The organism is Polynucleobacter sp. MWH-Aus1W21 (genome assembly GCF_018687275.1).
Lineage (GTDB): Bacteria > Pseudomonadota > Gammaproteobacteria > Burkholderiales > Burkholderiaceae > Polynucleobacter.
This window is the reverse complement of record NZ_CP061287.1, coordinates 93,278-109,073: the sequence shown is the minus strand read 5'-3', so window position 1 is coordinate 109,073 and position 15,796 is coordinate 93,278. Positions and strand designations below refer to the sequence as shown.

Annotated in this window: 21 protein-coding genes and 1 pseudogene; 2 read left to right on the top strand and 20 right to left on the bottom strand. The window is 45.4% G+C overall.

The features are described 5' to 3' along the window. Positions 1 to 15: 15 nt before the first annotated feature. On the top strand, positions 16 to 1,479 hold the full coding sequence (locus ICW03_RS00640) for a tetratricopeptide repeat protein (RefSeq protein ID WP_215348222.1): 1,464 nt from the start codon (positions 16 to 18) through the stop codon (positions 1,477 to 1,479). On the opposite strand, the gene tatC is transcribed toward ICW03_RS00640, so the two are convergent. Genes tatC through hisB form a run of 10 tightly spaced genes read right to left on the bottom strand, consistent with a single transcriptional unit; the run spans position 1,476 to position 7,193 of the window. Further along, the gene (gene tatC, locus ICW03_RS00635; RefSeq protein WP_215348221.1) at positions 1,476 to 2,258 is read right to left on the bottom strand and encodes a twin-arginine translocase subunit TatC; all 783 of its coding nucleotides are present in this window, start codon (positions 2,256 to 2,258) and stop codon (positions 1,476 to 1,478) included. The two genes, ICW03_RS00640 and tatC, sit on opposite strands and share 4 nt — an antisense overlap. Before the next feature lie 40 nt (positions 2,259 to 2,298). Then, positions 2,299 to 2,775: a Sec-independent protein translocase protein TatB gene (tatB, locus tag ICW03_RS00630; RefSeq protein WP_215348220.1), complete on the bottom strand. Its 477-nt coding sequence runs from the start codon at positions 2,773 to 2,775 to the stop codon at positions 2,299 to 2,301. A 50-nt stretch (positions 2,776 to 2,825) separates the two neighbouring features. Next, entirely contained in the window at positions 2,826 to 3,047 is a 222-nt protein-coding gene (gene tatA / locus ICW03_RS00625) for a Sec-independent protein translocase subunit TatA (protein WP_215348219.1), read from the bottom strand. A 16-nt stretch (positions 3,048 to 3,063) separates the two neighbouring features. After that, a complete protein-coding gene (locus tag ICW03_RS00620) occupies positions 3,064 to 3,420 on the bottom strand; it encodes a histidine triad nucleotide-binding protein (protein ID WP_215348218.1) in 357 nt (118 codons plus the stop codon). A gap of 35 nt (positions 3,421 to 3,455) precedes the next feature. After that, positions 3,456 to 3,857, bottom strand: a complete 402-nt coding sequence (locus tag ICW03_RS00615; protein ID WP_215348217.1) for a phosphoribosyl-ATP diphosphatase — start codon at positions 3,855 to 3,857, stop codon at positions 3,456 to 3,458. A 38-nt stretch (positions 3,858 to 3,895) separates the two neighbouring features. Next, positions 3,896 to 4,309 (bottom strand): phosphoribosyl-AMP cyclohydrolase, encoded by a 414-nt coding sequence (gene hisI, locus ICW03_RS00610; RefSeq protein WP_215348216.1) that lies wholly within the window; start codon positions 4,307 to 4,309, stop codon positions 3,896 to 3,898. A 52-nt stretch (positions 4,310 to 4,361) separates the two neighbouring features. After that, the gene (gene hisF / locus ICW03_RS00605; protein ID WP_215348215.1) at positions 4,362 to 5,120 is read right to left on the bottom strand and encodes an imidazole glycerol phosphate synthase subunit HisF; all 759 of its coding nucleotides are present in this window, start codon (positions 5,118 to 5,120) and stop codon (positions 4,362 to 4,364) included. Further along, positions 5,120 to 5,881: a 1-(5-phosphoribosyl)-5-[(5-phosphoribosylamino)methylideneamino]imidazole-4-carboxamide isomerase gene (hisA, locus tag ICW03_RS00600; RefSeq protein WP_215348214.1), complete on the bottom strand. Its 762-nt coding sequence runs from the start codon at positions 5,879 to 5,881 to the stop codon at positions 5,120 to 5,122. The genes hisF and hisA overlap by 1 nt, the downstream gene beginning before the upstream one ends. Positions 5,882 to 5,899: 18 nt before the next feature. Beyond that, positions 5,900 to 6,556, bottom strand: a complete 657-nt coding sequence (gene hisH, locus ICW03_RS00595) for an imidazole glycerol phosphate synthase subunit HisH (RefSeq protein ID WP_215348213.1) — start codon at positions 6,554 to 6,556, stop codon at positions 5,900 to 5,902. Between the two features lie 49 nt (positions 6,557 to 6,605). After that, complete coding sequence (gene hisB, locus ICW03_RS00590) at positions 6,606 to 7,193, bottom strand: imidazoleglycerol-phosphate dehydratase HisB (protein WP_215348212.1); 588 nt, start codon at positions 7,191 to 7,193, stop codon at positions 6,606 to 6,608. 116 nt (positions 7,194 to 7,309) lie between these two features. On the opposite strand from hisB, the gene hisC reads away from it, so the two are divergent. Then, positions 7,310 to 8,377, top strand: coding sequence for a histidinol-phosphate transaminase (gene hisC, locus ICW03_RS00585; RefSeq protein ID WP_215348211.1), 1,068 nt, complete (start codon positions 7,310 to 7,312; stop codon positions 8,375 to 8,377). Positions 8,378 to 8,412: 35 nt separating this feature from the next. Here hisC and hisD read toward each other — a convergent pair whose 3' ends face one another. From hisD to mlaD, 10 genes and pseudogenes are all read right to left on the bottom strand, one after another. Beyond that, the gene (gene hisD, locus ICW03_RS00580) at positions 8,413 to 9,735 is read right to left on the bottom strand and encodes a histidinol dehydrogenase (protein WP_215348210.1); all 1,323 of its coding nucleotides are present in this window, start codon (positions 9,733 to 9,735) and stop codon (positions 8,413 to 8,415) included. Between the two features lie 26 nt (positions 9,736 to 9,761). Continuing rightward, positions 9,762 to 10,388: an ATP phosphoribosyltransferase gene (gene hisG, locus ICW03_RS00575; protein ID WP_215348209.1), complete on the bottom strand. Its 627-nt coding sequence runs from the start codon at positions 10,386 to 10,388 to the stop codon at positions 9,762 to 9,764. Positions 10,389 to 10,408: 20 nt separating this feature from the next. Continuing rightward, positions 10,409 to 11,683, bottom strand: coding sequence for a UDP-N-acetylglucosamine 1-carboxyvinyltransferase (gene murA / locus ICW03_RS00570; RefSeq protein WP_215348208.1), 1,275 nt, complete (start codon positions 11,681 to 11,683; stop codon positions 10,409 to 10,411). Positions 11,684 to 11,739: 56 nt separating this feature from the next. After that, on the bottom strand, positions 11,740 to 11,988 hold the full coding sequence (locus ICW03_RS00565; RefSeq protein ID WP_068320176.1) for a BolA family protein: 249 nt from the start codon (positions 11,986 to 11,988) through the stop codon (positions 11,740 to 11,742). Between the two features lie 30 nt (positions 11,989 to 12,018). Continuing rightward, complete coding sequence (locus tag ICW03_RS00560) at positions 12,019 to 12,807, bottom strand: ABC transporter permease (protein ID WP_215348207.1); 789 nt, start codon at positions 12,805 to 12,807, stop codon at positions 12,019 to 12,021. A gap of 65 nt (positions 12,808 to 12,872) precedes the next feature. Next, positions 12,873 to 13,556 (bottom strand): annotated as a pseudogene (locus tag ICW03_RS00555) (ABC transporter ATP-binding protein); the annotation flags it as partial. A 5-nt stretch (positions 13,557 to 13,561) separates the two neighbouring features. Beyond that, the gene (locus ICW03_RS00550) at positions 13,562 to 13,819 is read right to left on the bottom strand and encodes a lipid asymmetry maintenance protein MlaB (protein WP_215348206.1); all 258 of its coding nucleotides are present in this window, start codon (positions 13,817 to 13,819) and stop codon (positions 13,562 to 13,564) included. Positions 13,820 to 13,837: 18 nt separating this feature from the next. After that, positions 13,838 to 14,479, bottom strand: coding sequence for a phospholipid-binding protein MlaC (locus ICW03_RS00545; RefSeq protein WP_215350061.1), 642 nt, complete (start codon positions 14,477 to 14,479; stop codon positions 13,838 to 13,840). A gap of 71 nt (positions 14,480 to 14,550) precedes the next feature. After that, positions 14,551 to 15,297, bottom strand: a complete 747-nt coding sequence (locus ICW03_RS00540; protein WP_251374417.1) for a VacJ family lipoprotein — start codon at positions 15,295 to 15,297, stop codon at positions 14,551 to 14,553. Then, positions 15,294 to 15,776, bottom strand: coding sequence for an outer membrane lipid asymmetry maintenance protein MlaD (gene mlaD / locus ICW03_RS00535; protein ID WP_215348205.1), 483 nt, complete (start codon positions 15,774 to 15,776; stop codon positions 15,294 to 15,296). Before mlaD ends, ICW03_RS00540 begins: the two co-directional genes overlap by 4 nt. Positions 15,777 to 15,796: the final 20 nt, after the last annotated feature.

Genomic DNA, 15,796 nt, shown 5'->3' with positions numbered 1-15,796 from the left:
TGCCAGAATTGTCATATGGCAAGCCGCGAATTCTTAAAAATCCTCAGTTCAGCCCGGTTGGGTGATGTTTCTGCGCAACAAAATCTTGCTCAAGCCTATTTAACCGGCGTATTTAAAACACCTATACAGCCAGCTAACGCATTGATTTGGCTAGAAAAATCCTATTTTTCTATTAAAAATCAGTCACTTAAGGATGAAAGCACAAGTAGCGTTGAAATTCTTAAGGTCTTGGCGCAAGTTGCCAGCATTCCACTGGTAGAAACCTTTAATTCACCTGCATTTAGCTTTGGCTGGGATTCATTTTGGAGGCTTGCTGAGTCCAATGAAGACTTAGAACACTCCTCTGCGGCCAAATGGCAACTCGTCAACTTATTAGTCAACCCACAACATCAAGAAATTCAATCTCAACTTTCTGATTGGCTTAAAAAGTCCAGCGGAATCACTATCGTCGAGAAAATTTCTGGGCAAGATTTCAGCGGTCTTCAAAAAATTGCCAAGCAATATTTAACTGAGTTAGGCGAAGGGGGCTCTACTTTTGCAGCAAACGCAAAAGAATTACTCATCAAACTCCAGCCAAAGAATGAAGCGCTTTCTTCTTTGTGGAATGTTTGGATAGATGAACAAAATGAGGATGCCCTAACTCGAGCCGCAGAACTTGGCTTAACAATTGCAAAACTGACTTTGGGCTTAAGACTTGCCCAACTCGACAATAGAGTTGAAGTAGCAGAAACAAAATCAAATGCCTCTCTTAAAAAGGCCGCATATTGGTTGGAGCTTGCTGCGAAAGATGGTGACCGGGATGCATGGTATGCACTTGGTGAAATTTATCGCCGCCCACAGTTTTCTGGATATAACGCTGCAGAAAGTGATCGCTGCTTTGATCGTGCAGCTGACCTTGGTCATGCTCAAGCCCAACTTCGCAAAGGTGCCAACCTTTGGCGCAAGCGCGAGAAATCGGAAGAAAAAGTTCGCGGGTTACAGGCCTCATACTGGGTTTGGCAAGCCCAACAACAAGGAGTACCTGAAGCAAAAGAATTACTCTGCAAGATTTTAGAGAGCTGTCCAAATCTAAAAAAGAATGAATGGTTTGAGTTAGCTCAATTTGCCGAGCGAGCCCTAAATCATCATGCTGAGCACAAACTTGATGAAGACTGGCTGCTACTTTGTCATCGCATCATCATTGCCAATCAATTCAATTTCAGCAAGGCAGAATTATTGCTATGCGAAGTCGGGCAACTTCAACATGAACATTGCGTAGTTGTAGATATTCGTTGGGAGCTGCCAAAGATATTACCGCGATTGATTCAGATCGAAACTATTCAGCAACGCCGCGCCCTACTGTCGGCCGGCAAGGCTTTTGCCGGTTCGGAAATAGATCTTGAGGGCAATCTTCGTCAAAGGCGTTACCGTTTTGATCGCGTCACCGACTGGCTAAAGACAACCTTCGCAAATCAGACTGTCGACGCAGAAGCTAATTAAGCCGCAGAACCCTCTGCCTTAACTTCGTCCTCTGAAGGCTTGGGCACATAAAAGCGTGCAATCAGCAGGCCTAATTCGTAGAGAAGGGTCATGGGGACCGCCAACAGCAGTTGGGAAAGAACATCTGGTGGTGTCACAACTGCTGAAATCACGAATGCGCCCACAATGACATAGGGACGAATTTCTCTCAACTTTGCCAATGGGACCATACCCATACGCACCAAGACAACCACCACTACAGGCACTTCAAAGGTGATACCGAATGCCAAAAAAGTGGTCATAGCGAAACTTAGATAGTTGTCGATGTCTGTAGACATCTCCGCACCCAAGGGAGCGTTATAGCTAGCCATAAACTTAAATACGGTTGGAAATACTAAAAAGTAAGCAAATGCCATGCCGATAATGAATAAGCTGTAGCTACTTACCACCAATGGCAAGATGAGTTTTCTTTCATGTAAATAGAGACCGGGCGCAATAAATGCCCACAGCTGATACATCACCACCGGCAATGCAATCAGGAAAGCAACCAGCATGGTCACCTTCATGGGAACAAAGAATGAGCCCGTAACATCAGTCACAATCATTTTGCCGCCAGCTGGCAAAGCCTCTAGTAAAGGCTGTGCGAACAAATGAAAAATATCAGGGGCCCAATACACCAACGAGACAAAGACAATAATGATGGCAAGCGCTGATTTAATTACGCGATCACGCAACTCAAACAAGTGGGATAAAAATGTTTCCTGTAATCCCGAGTCTTCGGTTGAATTATTTTCAGTCATGCGTAAATGTTTTTATTGTTTTAATTTTTTACTATTATTTTTATTTGCCAGCGCTGTGGTGAAAACGCTTCATTCTGGCTGCCCCAGATTGCACGCGAGTACGAATCCCTGCGGAACGTTTAAACCAAACCGGCCTAGCAGCGCGGCGCACCCCCCAGCTATTACGGCCTTGCCTCATGCTTTTTCGGAGTATCTCTTTTTCGTTTAGCGGTGGCTTTTCGAAGCTAGTCTCAAAAATATCCGCCTGATCGCTTAAGTTGGCGCCGGCCTCTTGAACGGTAGAGCCAATGCTATTTTCAACTTCCTTGAAAGTAGCGGCAGTTTCTTCTCGAAACTTTTTAAACTCCTCCACTTCCATCTGGCGATTGACTTCAGACTTGACGTCAGCCATATAGCGTTGAGCACGTCCAAACAAATTTCCTGCCATGCGAGCTACTTTTGGTAAACGCTCTGGTCCAACTACGACCAAAGCAACCACAGCAATTAGCGCAAGCTTTGAAACTCCGAGATCAATCATTTAACCAGTCGTTTAAAAGCAGCATGAGTTTCTATCGCGCTTCAGATATCTTATTTATTTACGTCTTTTGCTTGAACATCAACAGTCTTTTCTGCTGTTGCAGAACTTTGCTGAATTTGCTCTTTAGTCTCTTCGCCTGGCTTCATGCCATCTTTAAAACCCTTAACAGCACCACCTAAGTCTTGGCCAATGTTGCGTAATTTTTTGGTACCAAATACCAACATGACGATAACCAAAACAATTAACCAATGCCAAATGCTAAATGAACCCATCTTTAATCTCCTTGGATTATTTTTTCCAGGGGCGGGGACCGCCCATCACATGTAAGTGCAAGTGATAAACCTCCTGCCCACCATCCGCACCATTGTTCACCATCAATCTAAAGCCGCCATCCTTACCAGGACGACAACCTTGCTCTTTGGCAAGACGGGGTGCTAATTCCATCATTCTACCTAGCAAAGGGGTATCTACGCTTTCTGCGGATTCCAACATGGGTATATGTTTTTTAGGAATCATCAAAAAATGGATGGGTGCCGCTGGATTAATGTCTTTAAAAGCATAGATCTCTTCATCCTCATAAACCTTCTGGGAGGGGATTAAACCCTGGGAAATCTTGCAAAACAGGCAATTTGGATCGTGTGACATGCTTATTCCGTAGTTATTTCAGAGCTATTTCGTAATTACTCTTTACCAGCAGCTTTTCGGGCAGCCTTCTCTTCAATACCAGAAGTTCCTAGACGACGATCAAGCTCGGCGACCACATCCTCCGGACGCAGGTTAAATTGCGACAGGGCAATTAAGCAGTGAAACCATAAATCGGCTATTTCACCAACTAGCAACTTTTGCTGATCGGGAGCCAAATTGGAGTTACGCGCATCTTTTGCAGCCATGACTGCCTCAGTAGCCTCTTCACCAATCTTTTTCAAGATGCCGTCGTCACCCTTAGAAAAGAGCAAAGCGGTGTAGGAGGTTTTAGGATCTGCTTGACCTGCTTTAAACGCATCACGACGTTGGTCAACCACATCAGCCAAATGGGCTAATGCTGAGTCCAGATTAGAGGGTTTGTTTGCAGAACTAGTCATAAGATCATTTTATGTGTTTTGTAAGAAGGTCTTCGCAATTACTTCTTACTCTTGGACTCATCAACCCAAGTAGCCTTTGCAGAATCCCATTGCAAAAAGAAGCAGCTATGTTCACCTGTATGGCAGGCAATGCCATCTTTTTGCTCAACCAACAGCAAAATCGTATCGCCATCACAATCTAGACGAATTTCTTTTACCTTTTGAGTGTGGCCAGACTCTTCGCCCTTGTGCCATAACTTCTGCCTAGAACGAGTCCAGTAGACTGCTTCACCTAAACGCAAGGTCTCGAGAAGAGCGTCGCGGTTCATCCAAGCCATCATCAAGATATCTTTGCTACCGACCTCTTGAGTAATTACCGGAACTAAACCCTGCTCATTCCATGCCACAGCATCAAGCCATGAACCAGCTTGCAGATTTTGAATGGGTGTAAAAGTGCCTTGAGAATTGCTCATACCTAAACTTTACAGGCAATGGCTCAAACTTAGTAAAAAGTCTGAAATAGCTTTAAATCCGAACCGGGATTCCTTGGGCAGCCATATATTCCTTGGCCTGGCCAACGGTGTACTCACCATAATGAAAGATACTGGCAGCTAAGACTGCATCTGCATGGCCTTTGGTGATGCCATCAACCAAATGCTGCAAATTACCAACTCCGCCCGAAGCAATAACCGGTACCGATACCGCATCACTTACTGCCGCAGTAAGAGCCAAATCAAAACCATCTTTGCTGCCGTCGCGATTCATGCTGGTTAATAAAATTTCACCAGCGCCACGCTTAGCAACTTCTTTTGCCCACTCCACTACATCCATACCAGTAGCAGTTCTGCCGCCATGAGTAAATACCTCCCAATTACCGGCTTCAGTTTGCTTGGCATCAATTGCCACCACAATACATTGGGAGCCGTAATAGGCAGCCGCATCAGAAACCAAATCGGGATTAGCAACTGCGGAAGAATTCATGCTGACTTTATCTGCGCCAGCGTTAAGTAAGCGCCGTACATCAGCAACCGCACGCACGCCCCCACCAACAGTCAGAGGAATAAAGACTTGTGATGCCACATCTTCAATGATGTGCAATATGAGATCGCGTCCATCAGAGGTAGCAGTGATATCTAGGAAAGTTAACTCGTCTGCACCCTGCGTGTCATAACGCTTAGCAATTTCCACAGGATCTCCTGCATCGCGCAAACCGACAAAGTTCACACCTTTAACTACGCGCCCTGCAGTGACATCAAGACAAGGAATAATGCGCTTGGTTAACACTAGATAATTTTCTTTTTATATTTGAGCGTTAACTCATCTGCATATTTTTGCGCAGCAGCGAGATCAAGATCACCAGCATAAATAGAGCGGCCAGCAATCACACCCATCACGCCCTCTTCCTCTGCCTTACAGAGTGCATCGATATCTTGATTATTCGATAAGCCGCCACTAGCGATTACCGGAATACGAATAGCTTGGGCTAACTTCACAGTGGCATCAATGTTTACACCTTTTAGCATGCCATCGCGCCCAATATCAGTGTAGATAATGGCTTCAACACCCCAGTCTTCAAACTTCTTAGCAAGGTCAATCACTTCATGGCCGGTGATTTTGCTCCAACCATCCGTAGCTACTTTGCCATCACGTGCATCCAAACCAACCATGACATGACCTGGAAATGCTGTGCAAGCATCTTGTACGAAACCAGGGTTCTTCACTGCTGCAGTACCAATAATAACGGTGCTAATTCCATCATCCAACAGGCGTTCAATTGTCTCGAGATCACGAATACCGCCACCCAACTGCACAGGAATCTCATTGCCGACAGCTTTGAGAATAGCTTTAATGGCGGACTCGTTTTTTAACTTACCAGCAAATGCACCATTGAGATCAACTAAGTGCAAGCGACGCGCACCTTTGCTAATCCAATGTGCCGCCATTGCGCCAGGGTCTTCAGAAAAAACCGTAGCCTTGTCCATATCACCTTGTTCGAGTCGAACACAGTGGCCGTCTTTTAGATCAATTGCGGGAATCAGCAGCATAGCAAAGAGTAATAAATATTAAGGTTGCCAAGTAACAAAATTTTGATAAAGCTTTAATCCGTATTCTGCACTTTTTTCTGGATGGAATTGAGTTGCAAAAATATTATCTCGCGCTACTGCAGAAGTAAACCAATCACCATACTCAGTTGAACCGGCAATATCTTCATTGCGCTGCGGCACAACATAGTAGCTATGCACAAAATAAAAACTCGTCAAATCTGGGATGCCAGACCAAAGGGGGTGATTTTGATCCTGACGAACCTGATTCCAGCCCATATGCGGTACTTTAAAAGCAGATCCATCCGGCTGCCTCTTACCAGCCAAATCAAAACGGCGCACTTCACCAGGAATCAAGCTTAGGCATGACGTCCATTGCTCAGTAGCACGAACCTCTGCACTTCTATCAAATAGCATTTGCTCGCCAACGCAAACACCTAGAAGTGGCTTGCTTTTAGACGCCTCTAGCAAGGCCTCTAATAAACCGGACTCTTGTAGGTGCTTCATGCAATCTGGCATTGCGCCCTGACCTGGCAAAACCACACGATCAGCAGCGCGAATCTCTTCAGGCCGCTGTGCAATGAGTACATTGTCATTGGGTGCGACATGATGAAATGCTTGATACACAGAACGGAGATTACCCATTCCATAATCAACGATCGCAATGGTTTGCGCCAAAATTTAGCCTATCCTTGCTGTTATCTAACGGGCAACTAGAAGATCTAGATTAGAGGCTGCCTTTGGTTGAAGGAATAGAACCAGATGCACGTGGATCCACTGCCAAGGCCATACGTAATGCGCGACCAAATGCCTTGAATACAGTTTCAATCTGGTGATGCGCATTAATACCGCGCAAGTTATCGATGTGCAAAGTCACTCCAGCATGGTTCACAAAACCACGGAAGAACTCAATACTAAGATCCACATCAAAATCACCCACGCGAGCACGAGTAAATGGAACATTGAATTCCAAACCAGGGCGCCCGGAGAAATCAATTACAACGCGGGAGAGAGTCTCGTCGAGAGGAACATAAGAGTGGCCATAACGAGTAATACCAGCCTTATCACCCACCGCTTTAGCAAAGGCTTGACCCAAGGTAATGCCCACATCCTCAACGGTGTGGTGATCATCAATATGGGTATCGCCTTTAGCAACCACTTTGAGGTCAATCATGCCGTGACGGGCAATTTGATCCAACATATGGTCGAGGAAAGGAACTCCGGAGGCTAGCTCAGCCTTACCGGTACCATCTAAATTGATGGAAATCTGAATTTTGGTTTCCGAAGTGTTTCGGGTAACGTCGGCTTGCCGCATGCTTCATTGCGCCGCGAGGCGAAGTGTTGATTGAAGCCTCATAATATCATTCCTAGAGAAGATTTAAATATCGATATTGCTGTACTTTCACCCAGATTTTTGACCTGAGAACCCTCATGAGCCGTTTTTGGAGCCCTGTTGTTAAAACCCTAACCCCTTACGTTCCTGGGGAGCAACCGCTAATGCAGCGGCTGGTTAAACTCAACACCAATGAAAGCCCTTATGGGCCATCACCAAAAGCATTGGCTGCAATCGAAAGTCAAAATACGGCAGATTTACGTCTTTATCCTGATCCAGAAGGTGCAGCCCTCAAACAAGCCATCGCCAAATTGCATGGCCTAGACCCAAAACAAGTTTTTTTAGGCAATGGTTCGGATGAAGTTTTAGCGCATGTCTTTGCTGGGCTTCTCAAACAAAGTAAGCCAGTCCACTTTCCGGATATTACATATAGCTTCTATCCGGTCTACTGCAAGCTTTTTGGCATTGAATACCAAACGATTCCCTTGAGTGAGAATTTTGAGATCAACACTGCTGACTACCAATCACCCAATGGCGGGATTATTTTTCCAAACCCGAATGCTCCAACAGGTAGATCAATCTCTCGTTCTGAAATCGAGGCATTGTTAACTCGCAATAAAGATTCAGTATTGGTTATTGATGAAGCCTATGTCGATTACGGCACCGAATCCTGCATTCCGTTATTGCGTGGCAAAGACTGTCCAGAAAATCTTCTAGTCGTCCATACACTTTCTAAATCTCGGGCCCTAGCTGGCCTGCGGGTTGGCTTTGCAGTTGGTCATCCAGATTTAATCGAAGGCTTAGAGCGAGTAAAAAATAGCTTTAACTCTTACCCGCTAGGCCGCCTCGCACAAGCAGGCGCCATTGCAGCCATTGAAGATCAAGCGCACCTTGAACAAACCTCTGCCAAGGTAATTCAAACTCGTAGTAATTTAGTCGAGCAGCTAAATGCTCTGGGATTTGAAACACTGCCATCAACTGCTAACTTTATTTTTACCCGTCACCCAAAACATGCTGGCGTGAAACTCTATCAAGCCTTGCGTGATAGAGGCATCATCGTTCGTCACTTTAAATCTGCGCGCATAGAAGAATTCTTGCGCATCACGATCGGCACAGATGAACAAAGCAACGAACTCGTCGCCGCTTTAAAAGAAATTCTGAATTAAAAGATTGAATTAGTAAGCGCGGGTTTATTGCGCGCTTACTTTTTAAGACGCATCTCGGCCGCGCGGGCATGGGCCTGTAAGCCTTCACCATGAGCCAAGGTGCTTGCAACCTCACCCAACGTTTGTGCACCAACTTCACTCACTTCAATCATGCTCGAGCGCTTGATGAAGTCATAAACACCCAATGGCGAAGAGAAACGTGCGGTACGTGCTGTTGGTAATACGTGATTAGGTCCTGCACAATAATCGCCCAGTGACTCGCTGGTGTAATTACCCATGAAGATAGCACCAGCATGACGAATTTGATCTGCCCACTTCCGAGGATCTGCTGCACAAATTTCTAAATGCTCAGCAGCAATCGCATTAGCGATCTCACATGCCTCTGACATATCTTTTACCTGAATCAACAAAGCGCGATTTGTGAGAGAAGCTTCAATTACTTTTGCTCTTGGCATTTCTGGCAAGAGATTGTTAATACTTACTTTTACTTGCTCTATGTATGCAGCATCCGGACAAAGCAAAATTGATTGCGCCTGCTCATCGTGCTCGGCCTGCGAGAACAAGTCCATAGCAACCCAATCGGGGTTGGTAGATCCATCGCAAAGAACCAAGATTTCTGAAGGGCCGGCAATCATATCGATACCAACAGTACCAAATACTCTACGCTTAGCTGCAGCTACATAAGCATTACCGGGTCCAACAATTTTGTCGACTGAAGGAATCGTTTTTGTTCCGTATGCCAAGGCACCTACAGCCTGAGCACCGCCAATCGTAAAGACGCGATCAACGCCAGCAAGGTACGCTGCTGCCAAGACCAATGGATTGCGCGCTCCATCTGGAGTAGGCACCACCATAATGACTTCAGCAACGCCTGCCACTTTTGCAGGAATGGCATTCATCAAGACTGAGGATGGGTAAGCAGCTTTACCGCCTGGCACATAAATGCCAACACGATCCAATGGAGTCACTTTCTGGCCTAAGCGCGTGCCATCTTTCTCTTCATACTCCCAGGAATGGCAACCTGCCTCAATCTTTTGCTTCTCGTGATATGCGCGTACTCTTTGCGCCGCAATATCTAAGGCATTTTTTTGCTCGGTAGATAAAGATTGATACGACCGCTCTAAATCCTTGCGCGGAATCTCTAAGTCCGAAACACTTGTAACATTCAAACGATCGAATTGTTTTGTAAAACCAAGAACCGCTTCATCACCCTTGTCTTTGACTGCCGCCAAGATCTTGACGACTGCAGAATCTATAGCCTCGTCATCAGCGCTAGGCAAAGAAAGGCTAGATAACAGAATTTCTCTAAAGCCTGCATCTTGGCTATTAAGGCGCTTGACGTTGATATTTGAAGACATGGATGAGACTTCTGGTTGGCCGCTGATTACTTCAGCAACTCAAAAATAGGCTGCAGCTGAGCACGCTTACGCTTATACGAAGCTTGATTTACTACCAAACGAGCACTGATATCGGCGATTGGCTCAACCTCAACCAAGCCATTGGCTTTTAGAGTATTGCCAGTAGAAACTAAATCTACGATAGCGTCAGCCAACCCCACCAATGGAGCAAGCTCCATTGAGCCATACAAATGAATCGTGTCAATGTGAACACCTTTATTAGCAAAGTGCTCCCGTGCACAATTGACATACTTCGTTGCCACCTTTAAACGAGAGCCCTGCTTCACTGCGCCAGCGTAATCAAAACCTTCACGTACAGCAACAGACATACGGCACTTGGCAATTCCCAAGTCATAAGGCACGTACAAACCATCAGTACCTTTTTCCATCAATACGTCCAAGCCAGCAACGCCAAAATCAGCACCACCAAATTGAACATAGGTTGGAACATCCGAAGCACGAACAATGATTAAGCGAACATCTGGATTGGTAGTCTCAATAATGAGTTTGCGAGACTTCTCTGGATCCTCCAGCGGCACAATGCCGACCTTGGACAAGATCTCAGCGGTTTCCTCGAAGATGCGGCCCTTGGAGAGAGCTAAAGTCAATTTCATGGACTAATTATCCATCAGCCTTACTTGACGCGCTCAATCTTGGCGCCCAAGAGGGTTAACTTCTGCTCCATACGGTCATAGCCACGATCTAAGTGGTAAATCCGGTCCACTTGGGTTTCGCCCTGAGCTGCCAGCCCTGCGATCACCAAGCTAGCGGAAGCGCGCAGGTCAGTAGCCATCACGATTGCGCCGGAGAGCTTTTCCACCCCCTGAGCAATTGCGGTATTTCCTTCAATAGCAATGTCTGCACCCAAACGATTGAGCTCTTGCACATGCATAAAGCGGTTTTCAAAAATTGTTTCGGTAATCATTGAGCTACCAGCCGCAATGGCATTCACGGTCATCAACTGTGCCTGCATGTCTGTTGGAAAGGCTGGATATTCAGAGGTGCGGAAATTCACTGCCTTAGGGCGACTCTGCATCGATGCCTTAATCCAATCTGGTCCAACCTCCATCTGCAGACCAGCTTCTTTTAATTTCACGATCACCGCGTCTAAAGTATCTGGACGACAGTGTTTTACTGTGATCTCGCCACCTGTCGCAGCTACTGCACATAAAAATGTGCCAGCTTCTATACGATCCGGGATTACTGAGTGCTCTGCACCATGTAGTTTTTCAACGCCTTCAATTACTAGCCGATCACTGCCAATGCCAGAAATCTTGGCGCCCATCTTCACTAGCAATTCAGCTAGGTCGCCAACCTCAGGTTCACGCGCAGCATTTTCTAATACTGTTGTTCCTGATGCCAAAGTAGCGGCCATCAATAAATTTTCAGTGCCGGTCACGGTAATCATGTCCGTCAAGATCGAGGCGCCCTTCAAGCGATCAGATTGAGGCTTCGTTTCGGCTTGAATGTAACCACTCTTGATTTTGATGCTGGCGCCCATTGCCTTCAGACCCTTGATGTGCTGGTCCACCGGGCGGGCACCAATAGCGCAACCACCTGGTAATGACACCTTCGCACTATGCATTCTGGCTAAAAGCGGACCAAGCACCAAGATGGACGCGCGCATAGTCTTCACCATCTCGTAGGTGGCTTCAGAACTTTTAATCACTGCCGCGCTTAACACCATATGACTGCGATCACCAGCATTTGGGAAATCTACCGTGACACCAATCTCTTGTAAAAGTTTGAGCATGGTACGCACATCCTGCAAGTCAGGAACATTGCGCAAAACTACCGGTTGATCAGTCAACAGACAAGCACAAAGAATTGGCAGTGCGGCATTTTTAGCGCCAGCAATCACTACCTCTCCATTGAGAGGAGTGCCGCCAACCATTCGTAATTTATCCATGAAACGATTCCAGTAAAAACTTAGTTATTAATGTGTAGTGTGTAATAAGAGAACTCTTATGCCGCTGAATTCTGTGCAAATTCTTCCGGTGTAAAAGCCTTAATTGATAAAGCATGAACTTCTGCTTTCATACGATCACCCATGGCACCATAGACCAATTGATGACGCTGCACTAGACGCTTACCCTCAAACTCCGGACTCACAATCGTTGCAAAAAAATGTTGTCCATCACCCTCAACCTGTATATGGGTGCATTGAATACCTTGCTTGATATAGCCTTCAATCTGTTCAGGGGTGGGTAGCATTTTTTTCCTAATGAACCAGGGTATTAATAATTAGTAACGGAGCTTATAGCCCTTTTGGAGCAAGCGCAATGCAATGGCTGACACCACCACAAAGAAACAAAATACGATCACCAAACTACTCCAAGGGGAGTTATCAGAAACTCCAAAAAATCCGTAGCGGAACCCATCAATCATATAAAAGAAAGGGTTGAAGTGTGAGACCACTTGCCATGCTGGCGGTAAAGAATGAATGGAATAGAAAACGCCAGACAACATCGTAGCTGGCATGATGATGAAATTCTGAAAGGCAGCCAACTGATCATATTTATCAGCCCATATGCCAGCAATTAAGCCGAGACTTCCTAAAATTGCTGCACCTAAAAATGCAAATACCAAAATCCACAGTGGATATTCGAGCGCGGGGAATGCAAACCATGAGGTAATTAAAAGCACGCCCATGCCAACCACAATTCCCCTGAAGACTGCAGCCAATATATAAGCAGCATAGAACTCAAAGTGACTCAAAGGAGCAAGTAGAACAAAGACCAAATTACCTGTGACTTTGGACTGAATTAAAGAGGAGGATGTATTGGCAAAAGCGTTTTGCAAAACACTCATCATCACAAGGCCTGGAATCAAGAAAGCCGTATAGCTCAAGCGGCCATACACTTCCCTCCCCTCAAGCACATGCCCGAAGATCATGAGATAAAGCACAGCCGTAAGTACTGGCGCTGCCACTGTCTGAAAAGCCACTTTATAAAAGCGCTTTACCTCTTTGAACAATAAAGTCGGGAAGCCGCTACCGTACTCCAAGGCAGGTCGATTGAGGCCGTGCTTCATTGAGCGTTCCCTGACATGATGTTGACAAAGACTTCTTCCAGATCGGTTTTACCTTCGCCATCTTTTTTGACCGATCCGTAACGACTTAATAAATTAGCGGTGGTATCTAGCGCCACAATCTTGCCTTGCTTGAGCATGGCAATGCGCTGACACAGAGCTTCAGCCTCTTCTAAATAATGTGTAGTTAAAACAATCGTATGGCCATCTTGATTCAGTCTGCTGATAAATTGCCATAAGGATTGACGTAACTCGACATCTACACCGGCAGTAGGCTCATCCAGAATGATGACTGGTGGTCTATGTACCAATGCCTGAGCTACAAGCACTCGGCGTTTCATTCCACCAGACAAAGAACGCATATTGCTATCGGCTTTAGAGGTGAGATCAAGATTAGCCATGATCTCGTCAATCCATGCATCGTTATTGCGTATCCCAAAGTAGCCAGACTGAAAACGCAAAGTTTCTCGAACTGTAAAGAAGGGGTCAAAGACCAACTCTTGAGGAACAACGCCCAGCATACGGCGCGCCTCCCGAAAACCTTTTTGAACATCGGCGCCCATGATGGCAGCGTGGCCATGGCTAGGTCTGACTAAACCAGCCAAAATAGAAATTAAAGTGGTCTTGCCAGCACCATTTGGGCCCAACAAACCAAAAAACTCTCCAGGCTCGATAGCTAGTGAAACATCATCTAATGCTTGAAGTGCTCCGTATTGCTTGGATATGTTTTGTATAGATATTGCAGGATGCATTGTCATTACAAACCTAGCAATACAGCAACACCGTAAACACCAGCCAGCACTTTTAGCTTCTCTGGCGCATGCTCTATGGAAATAGATTTGCCTTCAAACTTAAGCTTTTTTTGCCATGCCAATAAAACAGTTAATACGGTGGAGTCAAAGTCTTTGAGCGCAGAGCAATCGATCGATTGCAAATTTGGGCTATTTAACAAGCCTTCCTTTTGCAGCTGCAAGGCAGTTTCTTGCGTTACTTTTTTAGGCAAAAGAAAAGGCATGATCTCTATTTCTAGCTATTAATTGCTTGGCTTAGCTGCGGCTAATTGCTTGTTACGGTCTTGTAAGAACTTCACCAAACCTTCAACACCGTTTTGACTGATTTGATTGGAGAATTGATTGCGATAAGCCTCGACCAACCAAACACCCATGATGTTCATGTCATAAACTTTCCAGCCATTAGCTGTCTTCTCAAGGCGATAGTCCAGAGGTACTGGGTCACCACGGCCAAGTACAACCGTTTTCACAACTACCTCTTTATCATCTGGTGCAGCCCGCAAAGCTTTGAATTGCACAGTCTGGTCGCGCAATTGGCTCAAAGCGCCGGAATAGGTGCGAATTAGAAGATTCTTAAATTCAGAAGTCAGTTGAGCCTGCTGTTCAGGCGTTGCCTTTTTCCAATTTGGGCCCATCGCCATTTCCGTAGTACGACGCATATCGGTATAGGGAACAATTTTCTTCTCCACCAACTCGACAATCTTAGGAATATTGCCCTTTTGAATATCTGGATCTGCTTTAACGGTTGCCATTACCTCAGTAACGACCATCTTAATTAAAGCATCTGGAGGGGTTGATTGATCAGGAGTTTGAGCAAAAACAGCGCCGGAAGCGAGCAGCAAGCCCGCAAAAATGAAGCCGCAGATTCTTTTAAAGTTTTTCATATTCTCCTGCCCACTATCTTTATCTAAATTGAGACTCATTTTAGTCGCACCAGGCGATATTCGTTGACCGCTTATTGATATGGGTTCTCATAAATGATGGGCTCTTCATCCTCGCGACCCTCATTAATTTGATATGCCCGTCTTTGAATATAAGCATCGCGCATAAAGCTGTACTTATCTATTGCAGCACCATCCAATAAATCACCAGCTTCGTAATATGTATTTCGGGCATTCACTACACGTAGCCCAGTAATGCTATTTCTAACTCCAATATCCTTTACATAGCTAAAAAGATAGTCTGACTCTAAATCAGCCACAGTGCCAAAAGTATCGCGCACATTGCTTGGCCCAAAGAAAGGCAAAACAACATATGGGCCAGAAGGCACACCCCAAACACCCAAAGTTTGGCCCCAATCTTCCTTATGCTTTTCTAAACCGCCTGGTGTTGCTAAATCCAATAGGCCACCCAAGCCCATTGTGGTATTGACCACCACCCGCATGAAATCATTAAACGCATAATCCGGCTTGCCTTGTAGCAGGTTAAAGAGCGCAGTATAGATATCGTTGTAGTTGCTAAAAAAGTTGTAAATCCCGTCGCGTACAAACTCAGGCAACACAAAGCGATAGCCTGCAACTACCGGCTTAAGTACATAAGCGTCTAAACCTTCATTAAATTCAAATACAGAGCGATTAAATGGCTCCCATGGATCTTGGGGTGAACGCTCTGCGCCAGCAGGAATGGATGCACAACCAACAATAACTGCAATCAAACTCAGCAAAGCAACTATCTTGAGTTTGCGCAAAAGCGACAACATCATTTTGCTGCGCCTTTTTCCTGGCCACTATCTGCTGCTTTGTTATAGAGAAACTGACTGATTAGGTTTTCTAAAACAATTGCTGACTGAGTCTGAGAAATCTTCTCGCCATTAGTCAACATATCATCCGAGCCACCTGCTTCAAGGCCAATATATTGCTCGCCCAATAAACCGGATGTCAAAATCTTTGCAGAGGAATCTTTTGGAAACTTAAAAGAATCTTCAATCGTCATAACCACTGTTGCCTGATAAGTCTTGTCATCGAAGGAGATATTGGCAATTCTGCCAACAACTACTCCAGCACTTTTAACAGGTGCGCGGGGCTTTAAGCCGCCGATGTTGTCAAAGCGTGCAGAAATTTTGTATGTGGGAGCAAATGACACTGCATTCATATTGCCTACTTTTAGCGCAAGAAATAACGCTGCCAATAAACCAATGGCAACAAAGATTCCTACCCAAACATCAATTGCACTTTTTCTCATAAGAGCCCCAGTTTATTCTT

Bases quoted from the DNA above. Each gene is read 5' to 3' on its own strand.
- hisG (WP_215348209.1), bottom strand. From the start codon at position 10,388: ATGAAATTGACTTTAGCTCTCTCCAAGGGCCGCATCTTCGAGGAAACC.
- hisC (WP_215348211.1), top strand. From the start codon at position 7,310: ATGAGCCGTTTTTGGAGCCCTGTTGTTAAAACCCTAACCCCTTACGTT.
- ICW03_RS00640 (WP_215348222.1), top strand. From the start codon at position 16: ATGGCAAGCCGCGAATTCTTAAAAATCCTCAGTTCAGCCCGGTTGGGT.
- murA (WP_215348208.1), bottom strand. From the start codon at position 11,683: ATGGATAAATTACGAATGGTTGGCGGCACTCCTCTCAATGGAGAGGTA.
- hisI (WP_215348216.1), bottom strand. From the start codon at position 4,309: ATGAGCAATTCTCAAGGCACTTTTACACCCATTCAAAATCTGCAAGCT.
- ICW03_RS00540 (WP_251374417.1), bottom strand. From the start codon at position 15,297: ATGATGTTGTCGCTTTTGCGCAAACTCAAGATAGTTGCTTTGCTGAGT.
- mlaD (WP_215348205.1), bottom strand. From the start codon at position 15,776: ATGAGAAAAAGTGCAATTGATGTTTGGGTAGGAATCTTTGTTGCCATT.
- ICW03_RS00615 (WP_215348217.1), bottom strand. From the start codon at position 3,857: ATGACTAGTTCTGCAAACAAACCCTCTAATCTGGACTCAGCATTAGCC.
- ICW03_RS00545 (WP_215350061.1), bottom strand. From the start codon at position 14,479: ATGAAAAACTTTAAAAGAATCTGCGGCTTCATTTTTGCGGGCTTGCTG.
- ICW03_RS00565 (WP_068320176.1), bottom strand. From the start codon at position 11,988: ATGCTACCCACCCCTGAACAGATTGAAGGCTATATCAAGCAAGGTATT.
- ICW03_RS00560 (WP_215348207.1), bottom strand. From the start codon at position 12,807: ATGAAGCACGGCCTCAATCGACCTGCCTTGGAGTACGGTAGCGGCTTC.
- tatC (WP_215348221.1), bottom strand. From the start codon at position 2,258: ATGACTGAAAATAATTCAACCGAAGACTCGGGATTACAGGAAACATTT.
- tatB (WP_215348220.1), bottom strand. From the start codon at position 2,775: ATGATTGATCTCGGAGTTTCAAAGCTTGCGCTAATTGCTGTGGTTGCT.
- hisA (WP_215348214.1), bottom strand. From the start codon at position 5,881: ATGCTGCTGATTCCCGCAATTGATCTAAAAGACGGCCACTGTGTTCGA.
- hisB (WP_215348212.1), bottom strand. From the start codon at position 7,193: ATGCGGCAAGCCGACGTTACCCGAAACACTTCGGAAACCAAAATTCAG.
- tatA (WP_215348219.1), bottom strand. From the start codon at position 3,047: ATGGGTTCATTTAGCATTTGGCATTGGTTAATTGTTTTGGTTATCGTC.
- ICW03_RS00620 (WP_215348218.1), bottom strand. From the start codon at position 3,420: ATGTCACACGATCCAAATTGCCTGTTTTGCAAGATTTCCCAGGGTTTA.
- hisD (WP_215348210.1), bottom strand. From the start codon at position 9,735: ATGTCTTCAAATATCAACGTCAAGCGCCTTAATAGCCAAGATGCAGGC.
- ICW03_RS00550 (WP_215348206.1), bottom strand. From the start codon at position 13,819: ATGCCTTTTCTTTTGCCTAAAAAAGTAACGCAAGAAACTGCCTTGCAG.